Origin of the sequence: Archaeoglobus sulfaticallidus PM70-1 (genome assembly GCF_000385565.1) — an archaeon.
GTDB classification, from domain to species: Archaea; Halobacteriota; Archaeoglobi; order Archaeoglobales; family Archaeoglobaceae; genus Archaeoglobus_A; species Archaeoglobus_A sulfaticallidus.
The window spans coordinates 1,105,262-1,130,487 of the sequence record NC_021169.1 but is presented as its reverse complement, the minus strand read 5'-3'; the positions used below and the strand labels follow the sequence as shown (position 1 = coordinate 1,130,487).

Below are 25,226 nucleotides of genomic sequence, written 5' to 3'. Positions count from 1 at the left end.
AACCTCTACCGGAAAAACCTTTGTGATTCACCACCCAGATAATTTCTGAATAATCTTCTTTTCCTTAAAACCAAACTCAAATGTCATCCCTGTTAAGAGGACAGAAATAGAACACCTCTTTTTTAACAGGCTCGTAATCGTAGCAGTGCAAATTCTTCAAACTGTACGCCGCTCTCCCCAATTTGATGACGTCCTCCACTATGGATCTTAAAGTCTTCAGATTCTTTTTCAATCCTTCAAACAACCTCTTCACGAGATTTCTATACTTTTTCTTCTCCTTCTCAACGTTCTTTGAATAAAATATGAAAAGAGGATAGCTCAACACATCTTTAAGCTTCTCTAACCTGAACTTCTCCCTCGGAATTATCAGGGAAATTACGCCGTATCTTATTCCAATCAAATAGTTCTTATACCCGTAAAATTCCTCTATCCATGATAATTGCGTTTCCAAACCTGATTAAACCTTCTCTCTTCAGCATTTCTAGAATTAAAAGGATAGATCTTGCTTTCATGAACTTGCAGGATAAACGTGGAAAAAGAGAGGTGTTAAAGTTTTGTAATTGATCAGAATCATCATCTTCATTCCCAAAAAGAATCCCTTGGTTGAATAACCCTGTATGGTTTATTCTTTAAATCCCTTCTTCTGAAAGGATTTAAGTCGAGTGATATATCTGTCCGGTCTAATATTAATAAAGAGGGTTCCTTCCTACTCTTTTTTGCATTAACGTTTAGAATTGATAAAACGAAGTTTATGAATTGCTCTGCTTTGAATTTTGACATGAAATTGTAGACAGATTTTAATCTGATTCTCTATCCTTAAAAATTTTCTGAATTCGTAACGCTTATTTACCTCGCTAACAGCGTAAGATATTCCACCAAAAAACATTGCCAGAATGATGATCCTAAGGAACTCTATCGCCTTATTTACCGGAGTTATTCCATTTCTTGCCAAAGCTTTCTTCGTTTCCTCGTTTCAAGCTTATGATTTTTCTTAAAAGCTCCCATTTCTCGTCTCCTTCTACTGGAATTGGTAATTTCACCCAATTACCGGGAAAAGTAAGAATCTATGAGATTTATTAATTTTACTGTTTATTGTTGCTTTATTTTTGATTTTGGGTAATCAGGTTATGTCTCGATACAAGAAAAAGTGGAAAAGTTCTTTGTTTCTGGTATAGAGGTGTATGGATGGAGATCGGGTTGCGAGTTGATGGAACACCATAAACAGTTTAGTTAAAATCAGACTATTGTAGGATTGAAAGAAAGCGACATTTAAGGTCGAGTCGATAGAACCACAAGAGTTAAAATCAGACTATTGCAGGATTGAAAGCGTTTACTGCTTTGATTTTTAGAGTAGTTCGCTCTTCGTTAAAATCAGACTATTGCAGGATTGAAAGCAGATGTCATCAGATTTGCTGTTAGGGATGTTTACAACGTTAAAATCAGACTATTGTAGGATTGAAAGTTTTTGCACAAGGAGGTGGTCTCGTGCCAGTAGGAGATTGGAAATTTAATTGGGATTCAGAAGAGTCCGCCATTAGTAAAGGAGGTGGTAAATTGAAGGCAGGTTTGGGTATATTGGTTCTTTTGTTGTTTATAGGGGCAGCTGTGGCTCTTAGTTCAGTAGTCGTCATAGACAGCACAGAAGTCGGTGTGGTTAAAGAACTTGGAGTTGTAAAGGACGAAGAGCTCACCGAAGGACTTCACATCGTCAAACCTTTCATCACCGAGGTCATCAGAATGCCCATCTATGAGAAAACACTTGAGATGGTCGGTGAGAGACACATCAAGGCCTTAACCTCTGAGGGTCTTCCAGTCTACTTCGATATGGCTGTACAGTACAAGATAAACCCCACTAAAGCATCCGACGTATATAAGTCCCTCAAGAACTACGAGGTTTGGATGGAAAGCAGGATTAGAGCACACGCAAGAGATATGGTGGCTCAGTACAAAGCCGAAGACCTGTACACCGAAGGCAGGACAAAGATACAGGGTGACTTTGAGAAGAAGCTTTCTGAGGAGTTTGAGCCATACGGAATTATCATCACTGCTGTACTTATAAGAAACATTGACCTGCCACAGAGTGTCGAAAGTGCTATCGAAGCAAAGATACAGGCAAAGCAGGAAGCTGAGAGAATGCAGTTCGTAATTCAGAAGGAAGAACTTGAGAAGCAGAGAAAGATTATTGAGGCACAGGGTATCGCTGAAGCAAACAAGATTATAGCTGAATCCATCACAGATGAGTACTTGGCGTGGTACTGGATACAGAACCTCGATAAGCACAACTCAGTGATATATGTACCAATCGGTGAGAACGGGATACCGATGTTTAAGGATGTAGATAAAAATTAATTGTTTTTTCTCTTTTTTGTTAGGAAGTAGCAGTATGACTGAAGAAAAATGAGTTTAGGAAGGATATTTGACACTCTCCACGGCTAAGCCCGGGAGATTCTTGCTTCTAAGGCTCTCATCCCCATCCGGCCTGCATCGGGCTTTTACCCTTCAGCCAGTTGTCTGCCCTAGAAGCGAGGGTGTGCCAGCACCCCGTTCCTCGTCGTCCAACAGGACGACGGGTATTCAATTTAGAGTTCGATGCAAGGTAACTTAAACTTAATTCTCCACTAACCTCCCTCCCACCCTAATGCATCTCACGGTTAAATCCTTGAGCTTTCTTCAACTTTCTGTAAAGAAAATAATGAAGGTGTTTGAGGATGTCGAGGATCTGATACATTACTACAATATTTGGTGGGCTGATTTTAGTAACTATTCTCAAAGTGATGTCGTGAAAATAATGGATGATATGATTAGTGGACAGCTTGAGAATCTAGAGCGATATGGATTAAAGTGTTGAAGTTAAATGTTGTGACACTTACTGGAAGATATGGAGTTGGTTAAAATCAAACTATTGTATTAAAAGTCAAACATGGACGCTGTCTGGACGCTGGCTACCTGAGGTTAAAACCAGACTATTGTAGGATTGAAATCCAAAATCAAGCTCGAAACAGACCCTTGTCTGTTATAGATGTAGATACCAAAGAATACATCGAAAAAGAAATATTGGTTGAAAACAAGCTCCAATAGGGTGATACCTTGGAGGTCCTAGAAATTCTTGACAAGGCTTTAGAGCTTGAAAAAGAGGCTATAGAGGAGTACCTCAAGATGAAGAAAGATGCAGATCCAGAAACAGCTGAGTTGCTTGACTTTTTGATCTCACAGGAAAGAGAGCATATTCGAATGTTGAACGAAAGGAAGAAGGCAATCAGGCTCCTGAGAAGATAAACGCTGGAAGGAGATACATCATCAGGATTATCAAAACAAGTATTAAAGTCGTCAGAATAAAACTAACACTTATCTTTTTCTCCCTGAAGATGTGCGACAGCACTTCCGTGTATCCAACCACTGCGAGAGTGAACAGGAACAGAATCGTGAAAGCAAAACCTTTTGGCATAACTTCCAAATCCACAAAGTGCTCCCAGATTTTTAGTGAGTAGTAGAGGACCGCTACAAACTCTATAACCACTGCAGCAGCTTGAAGCGATGAAGTCTTTCTCTGAAGCTCAAGATTTTCCTTGTTTCTCATAACATCAAGCTGGATGGATAGCAGTGAGTACATATCTCTTATTCCGTTCAGAGTTTGCTCGAATTTGGATTCATAATACACCAGGCTCTGATGAAAATCCCTGAACTCCTGAATCTTGTCATTAAACCAGCCATCAAGCTTTCTCGCCAGCGTTTCGAATCTGACAATCGATGAGAATATCTCCTCGTTGATGTCCTTAAATGTGGAGAAGCGTTTGAAAAAACTCATCTGAATTTTTGAGACCTCAAACAGCGTGTTTTCAAGCCCATCTACCGTATTTACAGACCTTGCAGATTCCGAAATCCTCGTAACCTGCTTTAAAATTTCAGTCTCTTCTTTGGATATGCTTTCAACACTCAGATTGCACTGTCTCAGAGTGACTTCTATCTTAAACGCCTCGATATTGTAAGCAGGGATTAAATCATAAAACAGCTCCTCGGAGAACTCAGCGTTGAGCTTTAAAATCTGCTCCTCAACATCGGCTTTCTCAACCTTGTACTCCCCAAATCTGAACTTCTTAAACCCTTCTCCGGATTCAAGCGAGATTACAGTCCTGCTTAGAGGTTGGATCGATAGCTCGATCTTCTCTTTTGAAATCAGAAAGATAACATTTGTGTACTTTCCTACAATCAAATCTCCATCGGCCAGAATTTCCGTGAATTTATGCTTCACGAACCTTGGCTTAACCTCAAACCAGGATTTTATCTCTCCCAGCACATCCTCCATCTCATCCTGGTGAAAGTAATAATAGTAATATTTCACACGCGATTTTATTAATTTATAGTAAAAAATTCTTTCGGTGGTTGCGACTGGAGTATCAACTCGAACGCGGATGGATGGTAAATGAAAAAAATAAAATTAGATACCGAGAGCTTCTCTCTTTTTGACGATCTCCTTCTCCAGAATCTCTGCAGCTTTAACCGGATCTTCTTCAACCACTATCTTTCCACCGGTGACCTTCTCGATGTCCTCTGTGAGCAGCTTAACAACATCAGCACTTCCGGTTACCGGAGGTACTGGAGATACATGGGTTACGAGACCATAAGCCACAGCAAAAACGGCATCGATCGTTGCCTTCTGCTCCATGTACTCTGGAGCTGTGACTGCAACTGGAAGCTGAGGTATATCAACTCCCAGAGCATCCGCAACAACCCTGAGCAGGTAAGCTGCCCTGCCGGTATCGGTGCACGTTCCGAAGCTGAGGACTGGCGGTATGTTGAGCTTCTCACAAACTGCCTTCAGATTCTCTCCAGCCTCGCTTACAGCATCCATCGAGGTTAGCCCGGCAACCTGAAGGGCAGCATTCCCGCATCCAAGAGATAGCACGAGGATATCTCTTTTGATAAGCTCCTTCGCAATGGTTACGGTATTCAGGTCGTGCGGGCCGTTCTTCAGCGTTGTGCAGCTAACCAGTGCAACTATTCCCTTTATAGCCCCGCTCTTTATCGCATCGAGCAGAACCTCTATCTCCCCCACAGCCTCGAGAATAGCCTCTGGAGAAAATCCAACCACTATTTTCTGCTTCTTCTCGATTCTGACAGCTTTGCTCTTGTCTCTCTGTTTGAAGTTGTCTATTGCCATGTCTATGAGCTTTCTGGCTATCTCCTCAACCTTTTCTGGCTCGTAATCCAGTCCCTCATCTATCCCTCTGAACCTCACGAGCTTGCTCACCGGAACGATCTTGACACCATATCTCTGATACTCTGGGATTGTTGGCAGTGCACAGTTCATGTCCGCTGCGAAAACATCAACGCAACCAGTAGCGAGGGCAAACTCCTGAACAATCCAGTTGCCAACGATGCCTGCAAACACGGGACTGTCAAACCTCTGTATCAGCTCCTGGCCAGTTTCGATGAACCCTATGATTCTCAACCCTTTAGCTCCTGCCTCTTTTGCCTTATTCTGAATCTCTTCACTCTCAGCAAGCTTTATCAGAGCAGCTCCTACAAAAGGTTCGTGTCCATCAACAGCTATGTTTACATAATCCGGATCTAGGATTCCGAGATCTGCAAAGCTCTCATGCGGTTTTGGAGTGCCAAACAAGATGTCCTGAATGAACTCAAGAGCGATCTGGGCGGACATGCAGGTTGCTATGCTCATCGCCATGCTCTTCTTGGCCAATGAAACATAGTTGGAGTCCACATTCGTCATTGAAGATGATCCCACAGTAAGAACCTCATGAAATACGCCGTTCGGAAATATTCCAAGATCTTTCCAGAGTTCCTTCCTCTTATCTGGAGCGAAGATCTCCACAAGCTTGCTCTGCTCTACAGAACTTAAATCGGCTATGACATAATCTGCAACCTTCTTTGCAATCTCGTTAACATCCCCACCTTCAATTCCGAGCTTTGATGCGAAGAACTTCAGCTTATCGACATCCTTTATCTCAAACGGGGTTTTTCCTTCAGCAGTGGCTTTTAATGTTTTTGCAGCCTCAACGGCATGATATGTGTATGCTTCGGTTCCAAGCATGTTCTTGTGGACGAAATTCCTCATCACCATTCCTGCAGCATCTATACCGCAGGCTCCATGTGGGTTCTTATCACTTATCCTGCACGGTCCCATCGAGCAGAGCTGGCAGCTCAAACCTTTTGTACAGTAAGGACATCTCGTTTTCTCCTGCAAGTTAAACCTGTCTACGATATTGGTTACCTCTTCCGACTTCACTTTTTTGTACATCTCGTTTATGCTCTCATGGTAGCTAACATTTCCTTCTATTTTCATGATAGTTGATTAGCTGCAAAGTATATCATTGTTTGCCCGAAAATTTTCGTTACTTTCGTTGTGATGTAGATGCCATGGCGGATGTAATAGATGCTATGAGTTGCGATAATATTTTCTATCCCCTGGCCATCTAAAAACACATGCTTGACATACTGAAAGCTGAAGCCAGAAAAGCCGTCAATCTGATCGAAAAATACGAGTTCGTAAGGATATTCACGCACTACGATGTTGATGGAATTACTGCTGGCAGCATAATGGCAAAGTCTTTGCTCAGGTTCAACAAGAAGTTTCATCTAAGCTTTCTCAATGGATTGAACAACGGCATAAACTATGAGAAAGATGATCTTGTTATTCTGCTCGATATGGGTAGTGGCTATCCGGACATAGTATCCAGTATAGAGGCCGATTTCATTGTGATCGATCACCATTTCCCGCTTGGAAAAATCGATGCTCAATCCAGCTTTGTTCATGTCAATCCACATCTGGCAGGAATAGATGGATCCTTTGAGCTTTCAGCCAGTGGGACGGCTTATGTTGTAGCAAATCAGATTGCGGATAATAAGGATCTGTCTGGCTTGGCTCTCGCAGGAATCATCGGTGATAAGCAGAAAATAAAGGGTGGAAATGCGGAAATAGTTAGGGAGGGAATTCAGAGCGGATACATCGAGGAGGTTAAGGGCCTATCGCTGTATTCTGGAAAATTGAGGGAAGTTCTTTCGATTTCCATCGAGCCTTTTCTGGATTTCTACAAGAAGGAAGACGAGCTTGAGGAATTTCTGGAGAAGGTCAGGATTGATGGGGATAGGGAAGTGGATGAGCTTGATGAGGAAGAGGTAAGAAGGCTTGCAAATGCTATCGTCCTGAGGGTGCTGGAGAATGGTGGAAGCGAGGAGGTACTAAACGACTTCATAGGCAGAAAATTCATGCTCAAAGCAGAGTTAATAAAAAACGCTACAATGATGAGCGATATCATAAACTCCTGTGGAAGGGTTTCGGCGTTCAGCATAGGCTTTGGAATATGTATGCGGGATAGCAAGTTCCTTGACAAGGGTTATGAAATCTGGAGGAAATTCTTAACTGAGCTTCTGGATGAGATTGTCAAAAGGAAAGAGGAGGTTAAGGAAGGAGAGTGTATGAGGTATCTCGTGATGGACAACGCACCCACCACAGGGCCGATAGCCACGGTGCTTTCCAGATATATCTTCAGCGATAGGCCGTTTATAGCGGTTAACATAAAGAGGGATGTTGCAAAGGTATCATCCAGAACGACGATGAGAATGAGCGAGATAGTAGATTTAGGAGAGATAATGAATAAGGCTGCAAAAGCTGTTGGAGGAAGAGGTGGAGGTCACAGAGTTGCTGCCGGAGCCAACATACCTCCCGACAGGGTTGAGGACTTCATAAAGGAGGTTGACAGGTTATGCTGTTCTGCGATGGGGAAGTGAGGATTAAGCATAATTTTGCGGAGATAATATCCAGAGCGCTTAAGCCAGACGACACCCAGTGGAATGAAACCACCTTTGAAGGAGATGAGATAATCCTCAGGGTTAAAACACCAAAGATAGGTTCGATGATGAACGCATTTGACGATTACTTTTTAAACCTTAAAGCCGCATTTTCAGTTCTGAAATCATTGGAAAGGTGATTGATATGAAGGTGTATTACTGTGATGTTTGCAGGGAATCAACCATGCACAGCCTCGTGAGGGAGAAAACGAACCTCTACAAATGCGAAGAATGTGGAAACTATGTAACGATCACTCCTGAAAAAGAGATTGTTGTAAATGCAATCATAAGCTCTGAAGGAGAGTCAGAAAGAGGTAAGGTAAGGCTGAAGGAAGGCGAGAATGTTGAGAAAGGGGACGAGCTTGTTGTTGAGGTTGAGGAGGGCTTTAAGATAGGCGAGGTTACATCAATTGAGCTTGAAGACGGAAAGAGAATAGATCTATCTCCATCAGACAAGATAAAGACTGTTTGGCTTAGGGACATCGGAGAGGTTGGTGTGAAGTTCAGTCTGCATAAGAGAGCCATAACAACACCCGTAACACTCTACATGCCCGGGGAGACTGAGATAAGGGTTGGAGAGGATATAGACATCGAGAACAAGAGATTCAGGATTACGAAGATAAAGACAAGAGATGGAAGGCTCTATGGAAGGGAAGGCGACACCGTTATGGCGAAGGATGTCAAAAGGGTTTACGCGATGTTCCAGAGCAAAATAAAAAAGTAAACCATGAAGCCGATAAGACTCAGGGACTTCGTAAAAGCCGATGATTTCTATTTTTCAATAGTTGGATACAAGCATATCAGAGGTGTGAAGGCGTTTCTGAGGTATGTGCCTTCAGTCAGCGGAGACAGGATATCCAGGGAGGGTAAGAGGTACAGAAAGCTCATGCACAGCAATGCGATAGAGTTTGCCAAGAAAGAGAACATGGAGTACTACAACAGCAAGCTGGGCATCTTTTTGATTCCGAACAGCAAAATCAGTGAGGTGTATAAACCAGAAGAGAGAATATCCGAGATCGTCAAGAGCGATGACAAGGTTAAAAGGATAGTTGATTTTTTCAATACAATCCCAGTGGATAAGATGGGTGTCACGGGATCGAGGCTTATAGGACTTGAATCTGAAGACAGTGATGTGGATTTTGTGATGTATGGCAGCTACTGGTTCAAGGGCAGGGAGAAGATAAAGAGGAGCATTGAGCGAGGGGTTTTGAAGGAGCCGTCTGAGGAAACGTGGAACTTCATTTTTGAAAAGAGGAAGGTGAACATACCCTATGATATTTTCGTCTCACATGAGAGGAGGAAGTTCCACAGGGCGATAATAGGCTCAACATACTTCGATCTGCTTTATGTTAGAGACTATGATGGGATCAGCATACCGATTCCGGAGGATAAAGGTAAGAGGATTGGAAAGAAGGTTATAAGGGCAGAGGTTGTTGATGACAGCCATACCTTCGACTATCCGGCATATTATCCGGTGAGGCATGGAGAGATTGCAGCAGTTTTGTCTTTTACTCACACGTATGTCGGACAGGGGGTAAAAGGGGAGGTCATAGAGGCTAAAGGGGTTGTCGAGGAGATCAACGGCAGAAGATACTTGATCGTCGGAACCTCAAGAGAGGTCATGGATGAATACATCGTATCCCTAACCTTCATGAAAAAATCCGGGTTGATGGATGAGTTTGAGAGATGGAAGGGTGAGCTGTAATGATCGGGATTTTATCGGGAGGGACAGGTACTCCAAAGCTGATATGGGGGATGAAAGAGATCTATGACGATTTCTTTGTTGTTGTGAATACAGCTGAAGATGTATGGGTTTCTGGAAACAAGATCTGCCCGGATATCGATTCGGTTATCTATGTCCTCTCGGAGATGATCGATACATCGAAGTGGTGGGGGATAAAGGATGACTCCTTTATAACTCACAATCAGCTAAGGAGGCTTGGAGTCGATGAGGGCATGATGATTGGTGATCTTGATAGAGCAACTCACATAGCCAGAACGGAACTGCTGAAAAGGATGGATCTTGTCAATGCAACAAAGGAACTCAGAAAGCGGTTCGGGATAAAGCAGGATGTGTATCCAATGTGCAACGAGGAAGTTTCAACCTACATCGAAACCGCTGATGGAAGAATGCACTTTCAGGAGTTCTGGGTGGTGAGAAAAGGAGAGCCTGAGGTTAAGGGTGTCTTCATTGAAAACATAGATAAGGCTGTTATCCCGGAAGAGGTTGAAAAAAGACTGAAAGAGGCTGAAGCTGTTATAATAGGTCCCAGCAACCCGATAACGAGCATAGGGCCAATCATTTCAGTCAGGGGTTACAGAGAAATCCTGAGGGAGAAGTTTGTTGTTGCAGTTTCTCCAATAATAGGATCGAGATCGTTTAGCGGACCTGCAGGGAAGTTTATGAAAGCTCTGGGCTACGAGGTATCTTCAAGGGGTGTTGTGGACATATATCAGGAGTTTCTGGATGTTCTGGTTATAGATGAGGAGGACTTTGACTTCGAGGATGAGAGGGTTGAGGTTGTGAAGGCAAAAACCATCATGAAAACGAAGGAAGATGCTGTAAAGCTTGCTGAGTTCGTGCTGTCTTTAATTTAAAATTTAACGCCTCAGACTCTCCCTTTTCATCACATTTCAGATCGCCCATCAGTCATCATCGGCAGAGTTGATAGGTTAGAAGGGGTTGATAATTTTTTTGTTAAAGTTGAATCCCTGTTTCTGAGTTGGTTTTTGGAAGTTGTATAGTATTTTGAGTCTGTATGGTTTGAATGGATAGAGGATCTGGATGGTTTGTGTTCGGATTGTTTAGTATAGTTCTACTGCAAAGCTCCTTGAGATTACGAGAATGTTGACCCCAATTCTTCGCAATCTCAGTTGTTCCTCTAATGACGCTATCCAGGCGATCGCTGATCATCCTCCGTTTTATCTGTTTTTGCTTTGATTACCGGTAGTTTTCCCAGTACACCTTTCTAATTTTTATCGGATTTTTATTGGATTAAATCAGGAATTAAAAATCGAATATGATTCTTCAGCCAATCTCTTTTTTGAGCATCTTTTGTCTCTCCTTTGCAGTATATCCGGTAAGATCTTCGAGGAATCTGTTGTAAGTCTTCAAAGTATTCAATGCGATATCTTCCGCAACATTTGGATTGGTCTTCGATTCGACACAAAGTAACTTACCCTCAAACCACATCCTAAGTTCCCCAATCGCACCAAATTTTGTGATATAAACCTCTCCTTCCCTTTTGAATTCTCCGAAGTATTTCTCAATGTGCTCTTCCAATCTTTCCGGTGTTGGTTTGTAGCCCCTTTTGAACTTGTACTTCCTCATTGGTATCACCTTTCAGGATTCTCATGAGAAGATACATTTAACTTTAACTGTGTCATAAATGGCTCGGGTTCAGCACGGTTACGATAATCAGAGTTGCTATTCCTGCAAATGCCATTCTCAACCCGGATATTATAATGTTTTTCTTGGAAATCCTTCCCATAAACGCACCCACAATGAACAAGGAAACCAGTCCAATAGCTATCGCCGGGATGAGTGCCACCTCGGATGGAAGGAACATGTATGGAATTAAGGGTATAATCGCCGCCGGAATTGGGGCGATACCGTGAACGAGCGAGGAAATAATGACTGCAAATCTGTGGGCTTCAGAGATTGCACATGAATCCCTGTCTATCAGTAAAGCTCTCTGTTTTTCCCTCAAGGATATTGTCTGTTCAACCCTCTCAGCCTCATAAGCCCCCCATCCACTGGAGATTCCTAATGCCAGACCAGTAGCAATTCCTGCTGAGACTATCAACTGTGAACTCGCTTCCCCACTCAAATGCGCACCCATTATAAGACCCAAGATGGTTAAAACTCCATCGAAAAAGCCTATGACAAAATACCTGCGGGAAACTGAAACTATGTCGGTCATATCAGAGTAAAGATAAAACTTCTCCAACCGTTTATTTACTCTATCCCTGAATGTCCTTTTGCCCACACAAATTAATTCGCTCCGATCTTTTAATTCTTTTCTCTTTTCGATTCTGAGTAAGATTTTTTGAAAAAAGTATAGTTTCTATGTGCATTATATTTATACCATATCATAAAAAACAATCCTCGATCTTGAATTCTCAATCTTGATTTGAGCATCAAACCTTTTGGTGAGAAGTTTAGTTGAATCAGTTTTTAGTTCGCTGAAACAGAGGATTAAGATTTTCTTCTGTTCGATTAGTTGTCTTGATCTGGTTAGGAACTGGAATCTGTTGCAAGTGGATCTATTTAAAGTAACCTGAATGTGCAAGTCTATATCGTTATGCGCTCAACCTTGGCTTTAAAGTGTTCGGAAAATTTCCCCGCAAATGCTAGGCAATCCTTCTCGCAGTACCATAGAACCTTTTGACGGGACATAGCCCGGACGAGAGGATGCTGTTTCCTTTAATTTCGAGCTTAAAGTCATTCTCCCAGGAAAAATAAGTACTCCAAGGATTTCTTCAAACCTTCAAAGCCGTCACCAAACTTTTCAATCATAACGGTGAGCGATAACATCCACCTCCTTTTCTTTTCCCTTTTTTGCGGGAGGTGGTTCTTAGAATCCTCGAACAGGCTGTGGAGCGAACGAGCGAGCGTGTCCGGCTTACGTGCTTTTCGAGCGAGGCAGACTTGCAGAAGAATGGATGGGTGGGGATGATGAGCAGAAGCGGGACGATCATTATGCAATCCAGCGAGCCTGCCGAGCGTCCCCAGAGCAGAGGCGTGCTTATTTTTTGTTTTTTTGTTTGTTTTCAGAATTATTTGTCCTTATTTCATCAAAAAAGCACGCCGGAGCGTAGCTTGAAAAGTCAATATGACGAGACAGCAATTTTGGAGTGCGGAGCAATCCAATCCTAAAACGGCCCATAAATGGTTATTCAAATCCTGTAGATGCTTTTCCTAACTCCTCCTTCGATCTGAACTCGCATTCTCTCCTCTCAGATACCAACATGCTTTTTGTATTAGTGTAAATTATTTTTAGTCTGTGAAAATGCCAAAATTTTTTAAGAATGGAATTGATATGAATATCATGGAAATCGCTAAGCTTTTGTTTGCTGTTCTGATAATAACTGTACTTGCAATTCCAGCCACTTCGGTGGAAGTTAAGTCTGGTGACCAAGTTCACATCAAACAGCCAAAAGATGATCTGATTGTTTCCGGTGGGAGAGTGATTGTTGATGCTCCGGTTAGCGGTGATCTCATTGTTGCCGGTGGAGAGGTTGAGGTTCTCGATAAAGTGGCAGGCGATCTAATAGCTGCTGGCGGAAAAGTTGATTTGAGGGGAGATGTCGGAGGAAAACTGATTGTTGCCGGAGGAAGTTTAAGAATTGAGAAAAATGTGGGAAAATTCGTTATCGCATCCGGAGGCGAGGTTGTAATTGGAAAAAATTCCAGAATTGACGGTGATGTCTTCGTTGCTGGTGGAAAGATTGAAAATGCAGGGATTATTGAGGGCAACATTACAGTTTTCGGAAAGACATTCGAAAATAAGGGTTTTGTGAAGGGAGAGCAGATTTTTAAAGAGACGAAGATTTTACCACCTTACTTCTCCGAAATATTTGCTTTTGGTTTCCTTTTGCTGGGCTTTCTGCTTGTATGGTTCAATTCCGATTGGTTTGAGAGGATAGATTCAGAGATTGGAGTTAGGAGTGTTGGGTTAATCAAGAAAACCATCTTTGGATTTATCGCAATAATAGTCTCAGCCATAATTGTCGTACTGCTTTTCATCTCGGTAATCGGGATTCCCTCTGCTCTTTTAATTCTCTCTGCATTTACAATCGCCATACTTCTATCGAACGTTTTCGTTTCCTACACTATGGGAAAGGTTCTCCTCTCTCGAAAAAAGCAGAACCCGTATCTTTACCTCGTCATAGGATTTGTTATCCTCTTTATTGCCTTCCGAATCCCGCATGTCGGGGATGTTATTCGAATTATAACCACCAGTCTAGGATTTGGTGGGATTATCTATGTAGTACGGGATTGGAGGAGGGTTTACGGTTGAAAATGAATAAATGAGTTCAAGAAGTCTTTAAGATTTAGGTACGCGGAATAAAAAGGTGGAGATAGAAAAGTTAGTGGGTGTCGAGATGGATTTAAGCTGAGTGAGCAGAGCGGTCAGATCTTAAAGAAAGTCTTATATATGTAGGTAAAGCTTGAATTCATATGGTATATGATTTGCATAAAACTATTGGAGATATTATAACCACTGCTTTTCCAGAGTTTGAAGTTGTGAAGGATCCCGCATGTGGTGGAGACCAGCATATACCTCTATTCTGCAATGATTCCAAATCAAGGAGAACAAAATACTGCAATGTTGATCTGCTTATATTGAAGGATTACAAAGTGAAGGTCATCATTGAGATTGAGGAATCTGACATCACACCAGTTAGAGTATGCGGAAAATTTCTTGTGTCTGCGTTATCGGAGTATTTCATTCATGACAGGTATGGAATTGTTGAGATGGATAATTCAGTGCTGTTTACACAGATACTGGACTCCTCAAAACTGGAAATAGACAGGACATCCAAATTAGAGCAGTTCAGGAACATCGAGAAGTCGATAAAGGATATTATTCCCATAAAAAAACAGCAGAATTGATAACTACAGGCTGTTCTTTGGAAGTATTTCAGAATTTGAAGGTGAATTGAAGAATGAGCTGATTAACTGTATCAGGGAAGTTCTCGGTTAATCTATTTTTCAGAATAACATTCTTGGCCAGTACTTAACAGGATCGGGATTCGCTGCTAAAAAGTAGCTGAGGTCCCATGTGAGTGAGAATGACACGAACACAAAGTTAATATCTTTTTGGAGACAAAATATGTGATAGCAGAAAAAAGAAATAGCAAAACTCGCAGAACTCCTCGGGATAAGCAGAGATGAGGCGTTTAAAAAAAAGCACTGGAGGAAGCTCTACGCTTCTGGCAAAGCAAGTATAAAGCAGGCTGAAAGAATTGCGGGTTTGAGTCTTGCTGAATGGTTTTAGGTTTGCCAGAGAAAAGGGATTGCTCGTTCAGATTAAACCCGATGAAATTGAAGATGAGGTAAAGGCTTTAGAATGATTATCGTTGATTCAACTGTTCTGATCGCTTTAAGTAATATAGGAAGAGGATACTCCCAGAATGTATAATTCCTGAGAAGGTTCTGGAAGAGATTGCCAAAGAGTCTACAAAAAGTGCTCCCAGAAATCAGAATTTTCACTCCATCAGAAATGTCGAGGAGAAGGGCACTGGAAATACTGGGCGATGAAGAGAAGACAGGAGACATTGTTGCAGCTCTGCTCGATCTCGGTCATGTAGTTGCAACTTAAGACAGAAGACTCAGAAACATTTGCAGAGCTTTAGGTGGGAGAGTGACGGGAACAAATACTCATCCATTCGGTGGAGACAGGAAAAATAACGAAGAATGATGCTTTAAAGATACTTAGACAGCTTGACGCAACAAGCTTCAGGATGAGTGTGGAACTTTACGGGAGAGTTAGAGAAATACTGAAAAGTGCTTAGCTTTTTCTTATCTCCCTGAAAAAGAGAAGAACGCAGGAAGTAAATCAGAGTAAGCCTCAAGCTTCAAACCCTTCTGATTCTCAAACTCAAATTCCTGCAAAAAACAATTTGGGATTCCTCAAGGCTTTTCTTTCATCCCTCAACTCCAACATAAAGTTTCTCGATTTTTCCAGCCAAGATCAATTCTCTCAGGAAAACTAAAGTTTGCTTCGATGCATTCTAAAAGCCTTTGTTTTAATTCATTTTAGGCTCGTTCTCCCTCGCACCTCCAGAATACTATTAATCCATATCTCTGAATTAAATAACAGCTTTACACACCACCCTGAAAGACGGTAAGGACTAGAACCAGAAATAAAAACGCCGCCGACAGGATTCGAACCTGTGACCGTCCGGTTAACAGCCGGACGCTCTACCAGCTAAGCTACGGCGGCTCGAAATGTTGGTGTGCTGAATGGAAATTTAAATTTTATCCTTGGGCGTTTGGTGATCTTGGTTTGATGATTGTAGATTGTTATGATTGTTGGCGACATCAGTTTGGCACTACAGAATTGCTTCATGTCAGATTCGACTCAGTAGTTTGAATACCTGCAGTACTTTCTAACTATTTCGAGAATGATCTTCTTCGAGAAGGGTTTTTCCAGAGCCTCTACAGAGCCAGCTTCGAGCATCTCTCTGGCTTTCGTTGTGTAGTATGCCGTGAGTGCTACAACCTTGGCATTCGGGTCAATCTCCAGTATCCTCCTGGTTGCGGCAACTCCATCCATCACTGGCATGACAGCATCCATTATCACAACGTCTGGTTTGAAGTTTTTGTAATGTTTAACTGCTTCATCTCCATTGGAAGCTTCCAAAACTGTGTACTCAGAGAGCATAAGCCTTAAAATCTCTCGAATTCCTGAATCATCATCAACAATCAGAACTCTCATATCGGGGGAATTTTATTTTTCAAATATTTAAAATTTTCGAAAAATAATTGATCGGTAATTCTCAATTAACATAAAATTAAATGAAAAATAAAATTTAGAATTTGAACTCAATACCATAGTTTTAAATCCAAGTAGTTTCGACATTTAAATCATATCCGCGATAGAAATATATCGATTAAAAAAACAAAGTCTTGTATGGAGTTATTTCAAACTGCAGACTGGAAAAGTGAAAAACATGTGCCAGTAATCGAGATAGAAAAATCTGATGATCTTGTTGATGTGAAGGTTGTGGTTGGTAAGGAAATACCCCATCCAAACACAACAGAACACCATATAAAGTGGATAGAGCTTCTGTTTTTGCCGGATGGAGCAAAATTCCCCGTACATATAGGGAGAACTGAATTCAATACCCATGGTGAATCTACCCAGGGTCCGAACACGAGTACGGTATATACCGAACCTACAGCAGTTTTTAGATTCAAAACCGAAAAGCCTGGGAAACTTATTGCAGTATCCTTCTGCAACATCCATGGGCTGTGGAAGAGTGAGGCCGAATTGTAGTCTTGTAGTCTTACCTGTTTCTCAGATGGTTAGAGTTTATCATACAATCTAAATAATTTTTCTTCCTTTTTATGTGTTTAAATCCTTTGAAGTGGCACAGGAATTTAGAAAAATTAATAATTAAATTTGCTATTCTACAAAATCTGTAAGTATCGAAAGTTTTGAAAGGATTTTGACTTTCAATGGTATGTCTAAAATTATAAATTTCTTGAATATAATAATACTTGGAGAAATTCCTCTAATCACCAAAAGATGTGAAATTAAAGAAAATCTATTCAAATCCAGCTTAATCTATCCTAATAAAATTTATTAACGCGTTTTACGATGAAATATTTTTCTCTATCGAAATTCAATTTCAAAATTTTTGAGATATCAAATTTTTTAAAATATGTTTGTAATTTTTCGAAACACTTAAATATGAACCTTCTAAGTGGGGAGTCATGGAAAAAGTTTGCTTCGATTCGGAAACACTACTCGACGATGTAGAGTTTTCAAAGAAGCTGCTGAGCAAGGATGGGCTTTCAAGGGCAGACATGGTTTTTGCACTTAGGAACCTGCTGAGACTGAAGTACTATCCGGTTGCAGTGAAGTACTTCTACTCTGAGGAGGAAGTGGAGGAGTTCAGGAAGAACAAGTACAAGATTGGCATCCACCCATTCACTTTCTGCCACTTTTCAGCCGTCTCTAGGCAGAGAGGGGAAATCGTATTTTCAAGGAGAGAAAACCTCGGCTGCAGCAACGCCAGATACCTTTTCGGCTGGAAGGATTTTGACGAGAACGAAATCAAAAGCCACAAGAAGTACACAAGAGATCTGGAGCAGGCTGAGAGGTTCGTTAAAACCAAGCCAAGGTTGCCTGAGGGCTTGAAGGCTCTGGCCACCGCCCCACTACACAAGGCACCCTTTGAGCCAGACCTCATACACATAATCTGCGATGTTCTGCAGAGCTACCATCTCTACAATGATTATGCCTCAGCCATGGATGTACATCCAATCCAGCCAAATTTCATGATGAACTCTGCTGTCTGCGGTGGAGCTGTGTGGACGTATGTCAATAAGAGGATAAACATCGTTCCGATGTGCAGCGGGAGCTATACTGCTGGGAAAACGGAGCAGGGAGAGATCAATGTCTTCATCCCATGGGAGCATTTTGAGCCAACAGTGAGAAGATTGCTCGAAAGAACAGTCAGAGACGGCGGTCCATCGTTCCCGAGAACTGGAGAAACCTATCCAGGTTTCGACCTCTGTAAGCTGTGTAACTTCCTGATCTTCAAGGAGCCTAAATGCTGATTTAGGAGGTGGTTGATTTGGTTTTGGACATTACCTGGATGGAAATAGCAGGGCAGACGATTAAAATCGATGCCCTTGTTTATTTCCTCTGGGCAATTTGGGTTGGATGGATTTTCTCAACTGTAGGAGCTTTTGGAGGTATAATGGCTGGAGTTGGCCATATCTCCATCCTTGGTATTGGTAAGTACGGGACAAGCCTGAAGGGAACTCCGATAAAAATTGGGATGTACAACGATGCAGGAAAGTACATAACCGATCACATCAGGTTCTCGAACACACTGATGACATGGCTGAACTCTCTCTCAAGCACGATAAACTGGTACACCCAGAAGAGGCTCGTTTGGCCCGCAGCAATTGCAATGGGTCTCGGAATGGTTCTCGGTGCACAGGTTGCGGTATGGGGTACTGGTGGAAAGCTCGGTGTTGCGTTGTATAAAGGTCTATTCGGACTGGCTACCTGGGCTGTATCGATATACATGTTCTATCAGGTAACTCCGAGAGCCAAAGCCTCAAAGTCTAAGGGAAGAGAGGCTGCGAAGAGATTCCAGCAGAGAGTTGAGGAACTCAGAAAGGCTGGAAGACTCGGGGAGCTTGAGGGTATAACAAATGTCAAGTACTCACTTGACAGGGTTGAATTCGACTTCTTCGGAGAGAGGTTCGTTGCTAAGAACTATCTGCCGTTCTTCTACGGTCTGCTGATAGGCTTCATCGCTGCGTTGATTGGAGTTGGCGGAGGATTCATGATCGTTCCGTTCTTCACAGCCTTGGGCTGGCCAATGTACATCACACCAGCAGTTTCAGCTTTGACGGTTTTCCTCAACCAGTGTTCAGCACTCGCCGGATGGTTCGCCAGAGGACTCGTGTTCCCGATTGGCATAGTAATCGCCTGGGCTGGAATCCTCATCGGCTCATACATTGGCCCGAGAACACAGAAGTATCTGCCAATGGACTCACTGTTCATCCTCTTCGGACTGCTGGCATTCTATGTTGGTACAAGGTACATTGCAGCGGGATTCTTCGGAATAAAGCTTCCGCCATAAATGCCTGAAGGGTGATCAAATTGGATTTCAATTTTTTTTATATCCCTTTCATTCTCGTTACTTTCGCTGTTATCCTGATCGTTGAGAGGATTACTGCAAGGGTTGTTAGTATAATTTTCAGAAAGGATCTGGAGGAGATGGAGGAGCAGCAGAGGAAGATTGCTGAGTATCACGAGCTTTCCCTTCTGGCTTTAGCTTCCAGAGACAGGTTAGCCTATGAGGGGTTCAGAGAGATGATGAATGAGCTTTACTGGAAAGTATTCTTCAGACAGCTAATCATAGCATCAACAGTATTCTTCATCATCCTCTCGCCGTATATGTTCCTATCCGAGTTTCTGTTGAAAGAGTATATAACCTCACCATTTTCGATGGTTTTCGCAACAGCGATATTCTACTTCATGATGAAGAATGTTTACGGATACTTCAAGGACCTGGTTGAGCTGAGGAGAGAGGTCAAGAAGGCACAGTTGAGATGAATTTTCTGAGGTGTTCTAAAACCTTATTAACACTATTTCACTACCATCACTGATGTCGATATTCGCCTTTGCAGAGGTTGAAGAGGGAAGAGCGAAGGGGATTTTTGCGGGAGCAAGGTATCCTTCAAAGCAGGAGGGGAACATCCTTTACGACTGTGATAATCGAGTTGATCTGAAGTATGCTGATGAGCTCCCCCTTAAGCTGAACAAATTTTACTCGGTTGTTGCTTTCAGACCCTCTCATATTTACCTCTCAAGAGATGTTCTTGGTGGAAAGCCCCTGTACTACTCTCAATCTTTAAGCTTTTCATCCTTCGAATACTACTTCGAAGATAATTTTCAGGAGGTAAAGCCGGGAGAGGTTGTAAAGCTGGATTACGAGGGAAATGTAATCGAGAGAAAGAGATACACATTCGAAGATGTGTTCGATGTGCATGAAGTGGACACAGATGTGGATCAGGTAAAGGAGAGAATCGCGAAGCTCCTCGAGGGTTACGATGCAACGGGATGCATAGCATTCTCTGGAGGGTTGGATTCATCGCTGCTCGCATCGATATACGATTTGAGCCTTGTATCTGTCACAGCCAGTGATGAGGAGGAGAAATGGCTGAGAAAGAGTGCAAAAATGATTGGAAGAGATATAGAGATAAGACGGTTCGATCTGGATGATCTGGTGGAGGTAACAAGAAAGGTGTCGAGGGCTATAGAGAGCACTAATCCCGTACAAGTTTCCATAGGCATACCGATATATCTGACAATGGAATTTGCCAAGAGCCTTGGATATGACTCCATAGTCTTTGGCCAGGGAGCGGATGAGCTTTTTGGAGGTTACATGAAGTACCTGAAAGCTGGCCATGATGAAATGAAAGAGGAGATGCTGAAAGATGTCAGAGAGATAGGTAAAAACAACCTCGTTAGAGATGCAAAAATCAGCTACAAGAACGAGATAAAGCTTCAGACCCCCTACCTCCAGTGGGATCTCATAAAGCTAGCACTCTCAATCCCAGCAGAGTTGAAGGTTAGAGATGGCATCAGGAAGTACATCCTGAGAGAGGTAGCGCTCGATTTTCTTCCAGAAGAGATAGCGAAAAGGGAGAAGAAAGCAATACAGTATTCAACAAAAGCGAGTGCGATGCTGAAGAAGCTCGCCAGAAAGAAAAATATGAATGTTAAGGAATTCATTGAGATGTTGAACAGCTGAATATAAAGATCTGGCGAAGATGAGGATCGACTGTAGAATTGATGGAGAGTTCTGCGGGAAGTGCTGCTACGAGACGGAGATGCCCCTCAGCAAGTCTGATATTGAAAGAATAACCTCTCTTGGCTATAATGAATCAGAGTTCGCAGTTGAAGTCAATGGAGTGAAGCAGCTAAGGAATGTTGATGGAAGATGCTTTTTCCTTGAAGATAACATATGCACGATCTACCCTTATCGCCCGGAAGGGTGCAGGATATATCCGTTCATCTATGATGAAGAGAGAGATCGCATAATCGTTGATGAAATATGCCCAAAAAAAGATGAAATCGAGCGATCTATCAGCCATGAAGAGATAAAAAAGATATTCAACAGGCTGATCAGGCTGATAAAGGAAATTTATGGTTAAAATTACAGGCCATTAGATTTTTTAACCCAGAAATGCTCCTTTAAAGGATGGTGAAGCTGGCTGATGGACTCAGCAGGGAGGCTTTGGACAGGCTGATGAACGCCTTAAAACTTGCCGGAATTCATGAACTCAACGAACTACAGAAAAGGGCGTTCAAGGTTATTTTGGAGGGAAAGGATACTCTCATCGTTGCTCCAACCGGTTCTGGGAAAACAGAGTCTGCCATAATACCCATCTTTTACAGAATGCTCCTTGGAGAGTACGAGGGAATATTCCTGCTGTACATAACACCGCTCAAGGCTCTCAACAGAGATATGCTGAGGAGAATAAGCACCCTCGCAAAGGAGCTTGAGATCAGCATCGCGGTGAGGCATGGCGATACACTGTCTTCAGAGAGAAGAAAACAGAGTCTCAGACCACCGCAGGTACTGATAACAACTCCTGAAACTCTGCAAATCCTGTTTCAAGGGAGAAAGCTCAGAAAAGCCTTGAAGAATGTTCACTATGTTGTCATAGATGAGATTCACGAGATCGCAGACAGCGAGAGAGGAGTCCAGCTAAGCATAGCCCTTGAGAGGCTGAGAGAGATTGCCAGTTTCACAACGATCGGGCTATCTGCCACTACCAAGGAGAGCATCTCCAGACTGATATCAGAAAATGCCGTGGTAATCAAGGATATCAGGAAGAAGGATTACTCCTTCAGAGTTATTCAGCCAGAAGTTATTGAAGATGATAAAAAAATTTCTGAAAGGCTTTCCATCCCTCAGGAAATCTCGGCAGATTTGAGAACAATAAAGGAAATAATTGAAGAGCATGGTTCTGGATTGATATTCGTGAACACGAGGCAGACTGCCGAGGCTCTTGGCCTGAGGCTCAAGCAGATAATGGATGTTGAGGTGCATCACGGCTCACTGTCGAGAGAGGCGAGGCTTGAGGCTGAAAGGAAATTCATGGAAGGGGAGCTTAAAGCTTTGATCTGCACATCATCCATGGAGCTTGGAATCGACATAGGCCATGTGGATGTTGTAATCCAGTACAACAGCCCGAGAGAGGTAACGAGGCTGATTCAGAGGGTGGGAAGGGCCGGACACAGCATGGAGAGAACATCCAGAGGGTACATACTCGCAAACTCCTTTGACGAGATAATGGAATCATGGATCATTGCTGAAAGAGCTCTAAAGGGAGAGATCGAGGATCTAACGATGCATTTCAACAGCCTCGATGTTCTTGCAAACCAGATATCTGCTCTTGCCTTGGAGTACAGGGATATAGATGTCGCAAAGGCATACGAGATAATAAGAAGGGCTTACCCTTACAGAAATCTGGAATTTGATGATTTTGTTAAGATATGCGAGTTTCTTGCGGAAGGACACCTGATCTTCTTCGATGGAGAGAGGATATCCGCAAAAAGAAAGGCGAGAAGGTACTTCTACGACAACATCTCGATGATTCCCGATGAGAAGAGCTATACGGTTGTGGATATAACTACTGGAAGGAAGATAGGAAAAATCGATGAAAGCTTTCTCTCAACCTTTACCGGAGAGGTTTTTGCGATAAAGGGAGAGCTATGGAGGGTTCTTGCTGTAAACGATGTTGTCAAGGTAGAGCCGGTGGTTAGTGAAGGAGAGATTCCGTCATGGGTTGGAGAGGAGATTCCAGTTCCCTTCGAGGTCGCTGTTGAAGTTGGAAGGCTCAGAAGGGTTATTGCCGACAGGATTAGAAATACTCAGGACGCTAAAGATTACCTGCTTTCAAGGTTTGAGACGAACGAGAAAGCTGCTGAAACCGTAATCAGAACAATAAAAGAGCATGTGGAGCAGAAGTTTGAGGTTCCATCAGACAAAGTTGTAACCATAGAGGGTGGAGAGAATACAGCAGTAATAAACGCCTGTTTCGGGCATAAGGTTAATGAAACTCTTGGAAGAATTATCGCTCTTCTGCTGACAGCGAGGAAGGGCAGGAATGTCAGCATAGAGATAGATCCATACAGGATAAAGCTAACCCCGGCAAGCTGTGAAGAGGTAAGAGATATACTGCTGAATCTCAGGAGAGAGGGTGTTGAGGAACTGGCTGAAAGGGCGTTGCTCGACACAAAGCTGCTCCAGTGGAAGGTTATACACTCTGCGAGAAAGTTCGGCTATCTGAGCAAGAACTTCGATCTATCGAGGGTAAACCTTTCGAGACTCGTAGTCAGGCTCAGAGACACCCCGATATACAGGGAAGCTGTCAGAGAGATATTTCTGGAGAAGATGGATATTGAGAGGTCTAAAGAGATTATCGAGAGACTCGGGAAGGATTTAAAGATTGTTGTTTACAACAAACTCAGCCCCATATCCCTTGCATCCAGAGAACACAGTTTCGATCTGCTAAAACCAAAGAAACCACTCTATCTGCTGCTGGACATCTTCAAGAAAAGGCTCGAGAATGAAGTCACGGTTATCCACTGCATAAACTGTGGATACACGATCAGGACACCAATAAGGCTGATAGATAGGCCTGAATGTCCTAGATGCAAATCCGGGATGATTGCGGCGTTCAACGCCAGAAGAAAGCTTGATGAAATTCCGAAAAGGGAGCTTTACAGGATTGCCAACCTCGTTCTCTCGCACGGGAAAAGAGCCATCATCGCGATGAACACACATGGTGTTGGAGTGGAGAATGCTGCAAGAATTCTCTCAAAGTACTACAGGAGTGAGGACGATTTCTATCTGGAACTCATGGAAGCTGAGAGGAGATACATAAGGACAAGGGGATTCTGGGACTAACTCTGCCAGAATTTGCTGAAGTTATATATAGCAATTGAACGATCAGTTTTCATGGTTTATCTTAGATGTATCGAGTGCGGTAAAGTGTATGAGAATGAGGAGATGTATACCTGCCCCTGTGGGGGACTTCTCGAAGTGAGCCTGGATCTTGACAGCATAGATGTCACATTCAAGCTCGATGGAAACAACCTGAGGGTGTGGAAGTACGCAGACCTTCTTCCAGTGAAGATAAAACCAATTTCGTTAAACGAGGGAGGTACTCCACTTTTCAGAGCCGAATACCTCGAGAGAGAGTTAAACATTCATCGGATTTATGTTAAGCATGAAGGTCTGAATCCTTCCGGATCCTTCAAGGATAGAGGCATGACCGTTGGTGTGACGAAGGCTATAGAGCTTGGAAAGAAGGCTGTAGCTTGTGCATCTACTGGCAACACCTCGGCATCACTGGCGATGTATGCCGCGAAAGCCAACCTCAAAGCATATGTCCTGCTTCCTGCTGGAAAGGTTGCATTGGGCAAAGTTGCTCAGGCGTTGATGCATAATGCGAAGGTTATAGGTATCAAGGGTAATTTTGATAAAGCACTGGAGCTCGTTAGAGAGATAAGCAGGCAGGAGAACTTTTATTTGCTCAACTCGGTCAATCCATTCAGGCTTGAGGGGCAGAAAACGATAGCTTTTGAGATCGTCGATGAGCTCGGATATGTTCCTGACAGGGTTATTCTTCCTGTGGGAAATGCTGGCAACATCTCTGCGATATATAAGGGATTCAGGGAGTTGAAAACATTGGGGCTGATTGACAGCATACCCAAAATGACGGGAATTCAGGCGAAGGGAGCAAATCCTATCTACAGAGCGTTTGTTGAGAGTAAGAAGGTGATAGAGCCTGTAACTCCTGAGACAATCGCAACTGCAATAAGGATTGGAAATCCAGTTAACGCAAGAAAGGCTTTGAATGCCATATACGAGTCCAATGGCCTGGCTGAGGAGGTTTCAGATGAGGAGATAATCTCAGCTCAGAAAATTTTAGCTGGCAAGGAAGGAATTGGTGTTGAGCCCGCTTCAGCAGCCTCTGTTGCCGGTTTGATCAAGCTTGCAGGCAGAGAAATAGATGTGGATGAGACTGTTGTATGCATAACAACCGGACATCTGCTCAAAGATCCTGAAGCTGTGATTAGAGCCTGCGGATCACCGATAGAGGTTCCAGCAGACATCGAATCCATAAAATCGGTGCTTTAGTT

Annotated in this window: 22 protein-coding genes, 1 tRNA gene and 1 pseudogene; 17 read left to right on the top strand and 7 right to left on the bottom strand. The window is 42.8% G+C overall.

Annotated features, from left to right (window positions below; genetic code table 11):
* Nucleotides 1-27: 27 nt before the first annotated feature.
* Nucleotides 28-1,040 (bottom strand): annotated as a pseudogene (locus ASULF_RS11515) (transposase).
* 514 nt (nt 1,041-1,554) lie between these two features.
* On the opposite strand from ASULF_RS11515, the gene ASULF_RS06100 reads away from it, so the two are divergent.
* Both ASULF_RS06100 and ASULF_RS06090 read left to right on the top strand, forming a co-directional pair.
* The gene (locus tag ASULF_RS06100) at nt 1,555-2,349 is read left to right on the top strand and encodes a prohibitin family protein (RefSeq protein WP_236609664.1); all 795 of its coding nucleotides are present in this window, start codon (nt 1,555-1,557) and stop codon (nt 2,347-2,349) included.
* A 738-nt stretch (nt 2,350-3,087) separates the two neighbouring features.
* Nucleotides 3,088-3,276, top strand: a complete 189-nt coding sequence (locus tag ASULF_RS06090; protein ID WP_015590827.1) for a ferritin family protein — start codon at nt 3,088-3,090, stop codon at nt 3,274-3,276.
* Here ASULF_RS06090 and ASULF_RS06085 read toward each other — a convergent pair.
* Entirely contained in the window at nt 3,257-4,339 is a 1,083-nt protein-coding gene (locus tag ASULF_RS06085) for a hypothetical protein (protein ID WP_015590826.1), read from the bottom strand. The two genes, ASULF_RS06090 and ASULF_RS06085, sit on opposite strands and share 20 nt — an antisense overlap.
* A 96-nt stretch (nt 4,340-4,435) precedes the next feature.
* Nucleotides 4,436-6,301, bottom strand: coding sequence for an anaerobic carbon-monoxide dehydrogenase catalytic subunit (gene cooS / locus ASULF_RS06080; RefSeq protein WP_015590825.1), 1,866 nt, complete (start codon nt 6,299-6,301; stop codon nt 4,436-4,438).
* Nucleotides 6,302-6,441: 140 nt separating this feature from the next.
* On the opposite strand from cooS, the gene ASULF_RS06075 reads away from it, so the two are divergent.
* The 5 genes from ASULF_RS06075 to cofD are packed head-to-tail and all read left to right on the top strand — an operon-like array spanning nt 6,442 to nt 10,404.
* Nucleotides 6,442-7,746, top strand: coding sequence for a single-stranded-DNA-specific exonuclease RecJ (locus tag ASULF_RS06075; RefSeq protein ID WP_015590824.1), 1,305 nt, complete (start codon nt 6,442-6,444; stop codon nt 7,744-7,746).
* Nucleotides 7,722-7,946, top strand: coding sequence for a KEOPS complex subunit Pcc1 (locus ASULF_RS06070; RefSeq protein ID WP_015590823.1), 225 nt, complete (start codon nt 7,722-7,724; stop codon nt 7,944-7,946). Before ASULF_RS06075 ends, ASULF_RS06070 begins: the two co-directional genes overlap by 25 nt.
* Before the next feature lie 5 nt (nt 7,947-7,951).
* The gene (locus tag ASULF_RS06065) at nt 7,952-8,530 is read left to right on the top strand and encodes an HVO_0476 family zinc finger protein (RefSeq protein ID WP_015590822.1); all 579 of its coding nucleotides are present in this window, start codon (nt 7,952-7,954) and stop codon (nt 8,528-8,530) included.
* Between the two features lie 3 nt (nt 8,531-8,533).
* On the top strand, nt 8,534-9,511 hold the full coding sequence (locus ASULF_RS06060) for a nucleotidyltransferase domain-containing protein (protein WP_015590821.1): 978 nt from the start codon (nt 8,534-8,536) through the stop codon (nt 9,509-9,511).
* On the top strand, nt 9,511-10,404 hold the full coding sequence (gene cofD, locus ASULF_RS06055) for a 2-phospho-L-lactate transferase (protein WP_015590820.1): 894 nt from the start codon (nt 9,511-9,513) through the stop codon (nt 10,402-10,404). The genes ASULF_RS06060 and cofD overlap by 1 nt, the downstream gene beginning before the upstream one ends.
* 430 nt (nt 10,405-10,834) lie before the next feature.
* Here cofD and ASULF_RS06050 read toward each other — a convergent pair whose 3' ends face one another.
* Both ASULF_RS06050 and ASULF_RS06045 read right to left on the bottom strand, forming a co-directional pair.
* Nucleotides 10,835-11,137: a DUF5611 family protein gene (locus ASULF_RS06050; RefSeq protein WP_015590819.1), complete on the bottom strand. Its 303-nt coding sequence runs from the start codon at nt 11,135-11,137 to the stop codon at nt 10,835-10,837.
* Nucleotides 11,138-11,189: 52 nt separating this feature from the next.
* Complete coding sequence (locus tag ASULF_RS06045; RefSeq protein ID WP_015590818.1) at nt 11,190-11,795, bottom strand: VIT1/CCC1 transporter family protein; 606 nt, start codon at nt 11,793-11,795, stop codon at nt 11,190-11,192.
* 1,062 nt (nt 11,796-12,857) lie between these two features.
* Between ASULF_RS06045 and ASULF_RS06035 the strand changes: the two genes are divergently transcribed.
* Both ASULF_RS06035 and ASULF_RS06030 read left to right on the top strand, forming a co-directional pair.
* Nucleotides 12,858-13,829, top strand: a complete 972-nt coding sequence (locus tag ASULF_RS06035; RefSeq protein WP_048098144.1) for a bactofilin family protein — start codon at nt 12,858-12,860, stop codon at nt 13,827-13,829.
* A 161-nt stretch (nt 13,830-13,990) separates the two neighbouring features.
* The gene (locus ASULF_RS06030) at nt 13,991-14,425 is read left to right on the top strand and encodes a hypothetical protein (RefSeq protein ID WP_015590816.1); all 435 of its coding nucleotides are present in this window, start codon (nt 13,991-13,993) and stop codon (nt 14,423-14,425) included.
* 1,260 nt (nt 14,426-15,685) lie between these two features.
* On the opposite strand, the gene ASULF_RS06025 is transcribed toward ASULF_RS06030, so the two are convergent.
* Nucleotides 15,686-15,758 (bottom strand) — tRNA-Asn (locus ASULF_RS06025).
* A 138-nt stretch (nt 15,759-15,896) separates the two neighbouring features.
* On the bottom strand, nt 15,897-16,253 hold the full coding sequence (locus ASULF_RS06020; protein ID WP_015590815.1) for a response regulator: 357 nt from the start codon (nt 16,251-16,253) through the stop codon (nt 15,897-15,899).
* 195 nt (nt 16,254-16,448) lie between these two features.
* On the opposite strand from ASULF_RS06020, the gene ASULF_RS06015 reads away from it, so the two are divergent.
* From ASULF_RS06015 to thrC, 8 genes are all read left to right on the top strand, one after another.
* Nucleotides 16,449-16,814, top strand: coding sequence for a desulfoferrodoxin family protein (locus tag ASULF_RS06015; RefSeq protein ID WP_015590814.1), 366 nt, complete (start codon nt 16,449-16,451; stop codon nt 16,812-16,814).
* Between the two features lie 440 nt (nt 16,815-17,254).
* A complete protein-coding gene (locus tag ASULF_RS06010; protein WP_015590813.1) occupies nt 17,255-18,103 on the top strand; it encodes a DUF169 domain-containing protein in 849 nt (282 codons plus the stop codon).
* A 17-nt stretch (nt 18,104-18,120) separates the two neighbouring features.
* A complete protein-coding gene (locus tag ASULF_RS06005; RefSeq protein WP_015590812.1) occupies nt 18,121-19,143 on the top strand; it encodes a sulfite exporter TauE/SafE family protein in 1,023 nt (340 codons plus the stop codon).
* A gap of 20 nt (nt 19,144-19,163) precedes the next feature.
* The gene (locus ASULF_RS06000) at nt 19,164-19,619 is read left to right on the top strand and encodes a hypothetical protein (RefSeq protein ID WP_015590811.1); all 456 of its coding nucleotides are present in this window, start codon (nt 19,164-19,166) and stop codon (nt 19,617-19,619) included.
* A gap of 52 nt (nt 19,620-19,671) precedes the next feature.
* On the top strand, nt 19,672-20,820 hold the full coding sequence (locus ASULF_RS05995; protein ID WP_015590810.1) for an asparagine synthase C-terminal domain-containing protein: 1,149 nt from the start codon (nt 19,672-19,674) through the stop codon (nt 20,818-20,820).
* Between the two features lie 19 nt (nt 20,821-20,839).
* Nucleotides 20,840-21,223 carry a YkgJ family cysteine cluster protein gene (locus tag ASULF_RS05990; RefSeq protein ID WP_015590809.1) on the top strand — a complete coding sequence of 128 codons (384 nt, stop codon included), beginning with the start codon at nt 20,840-20,842 and terminating at the stop codon, nt 21,221-21,223.
* Between the two features lie 47 nt (nt 21,224-21,270).
* A complete protein-coding gene (locus ASULF_RS05985; RefSeq protein WP_015590808.1) occupies nt 21,271-23,988 on the top strand; it encodes a DEAD/DEAH box helicase in 2,718 nt (905 codons plus the stop codon).
* Nucleotides 23,989-24,039: 51 nt separating this feature from the next.
* Complete coding sequence (gene thrC / locus ASULF_RS05980; protein ID WP_015590807.1) at nt 24,040-25,224, top strand: threonine synthase; 1,185 nt, start codon at nt 24,040-24,042, stop codon at nt 25,222-25,224.
* The last annotated feature ends 2 nt before the right edge of the window (nt 25,225-25,226 follow it).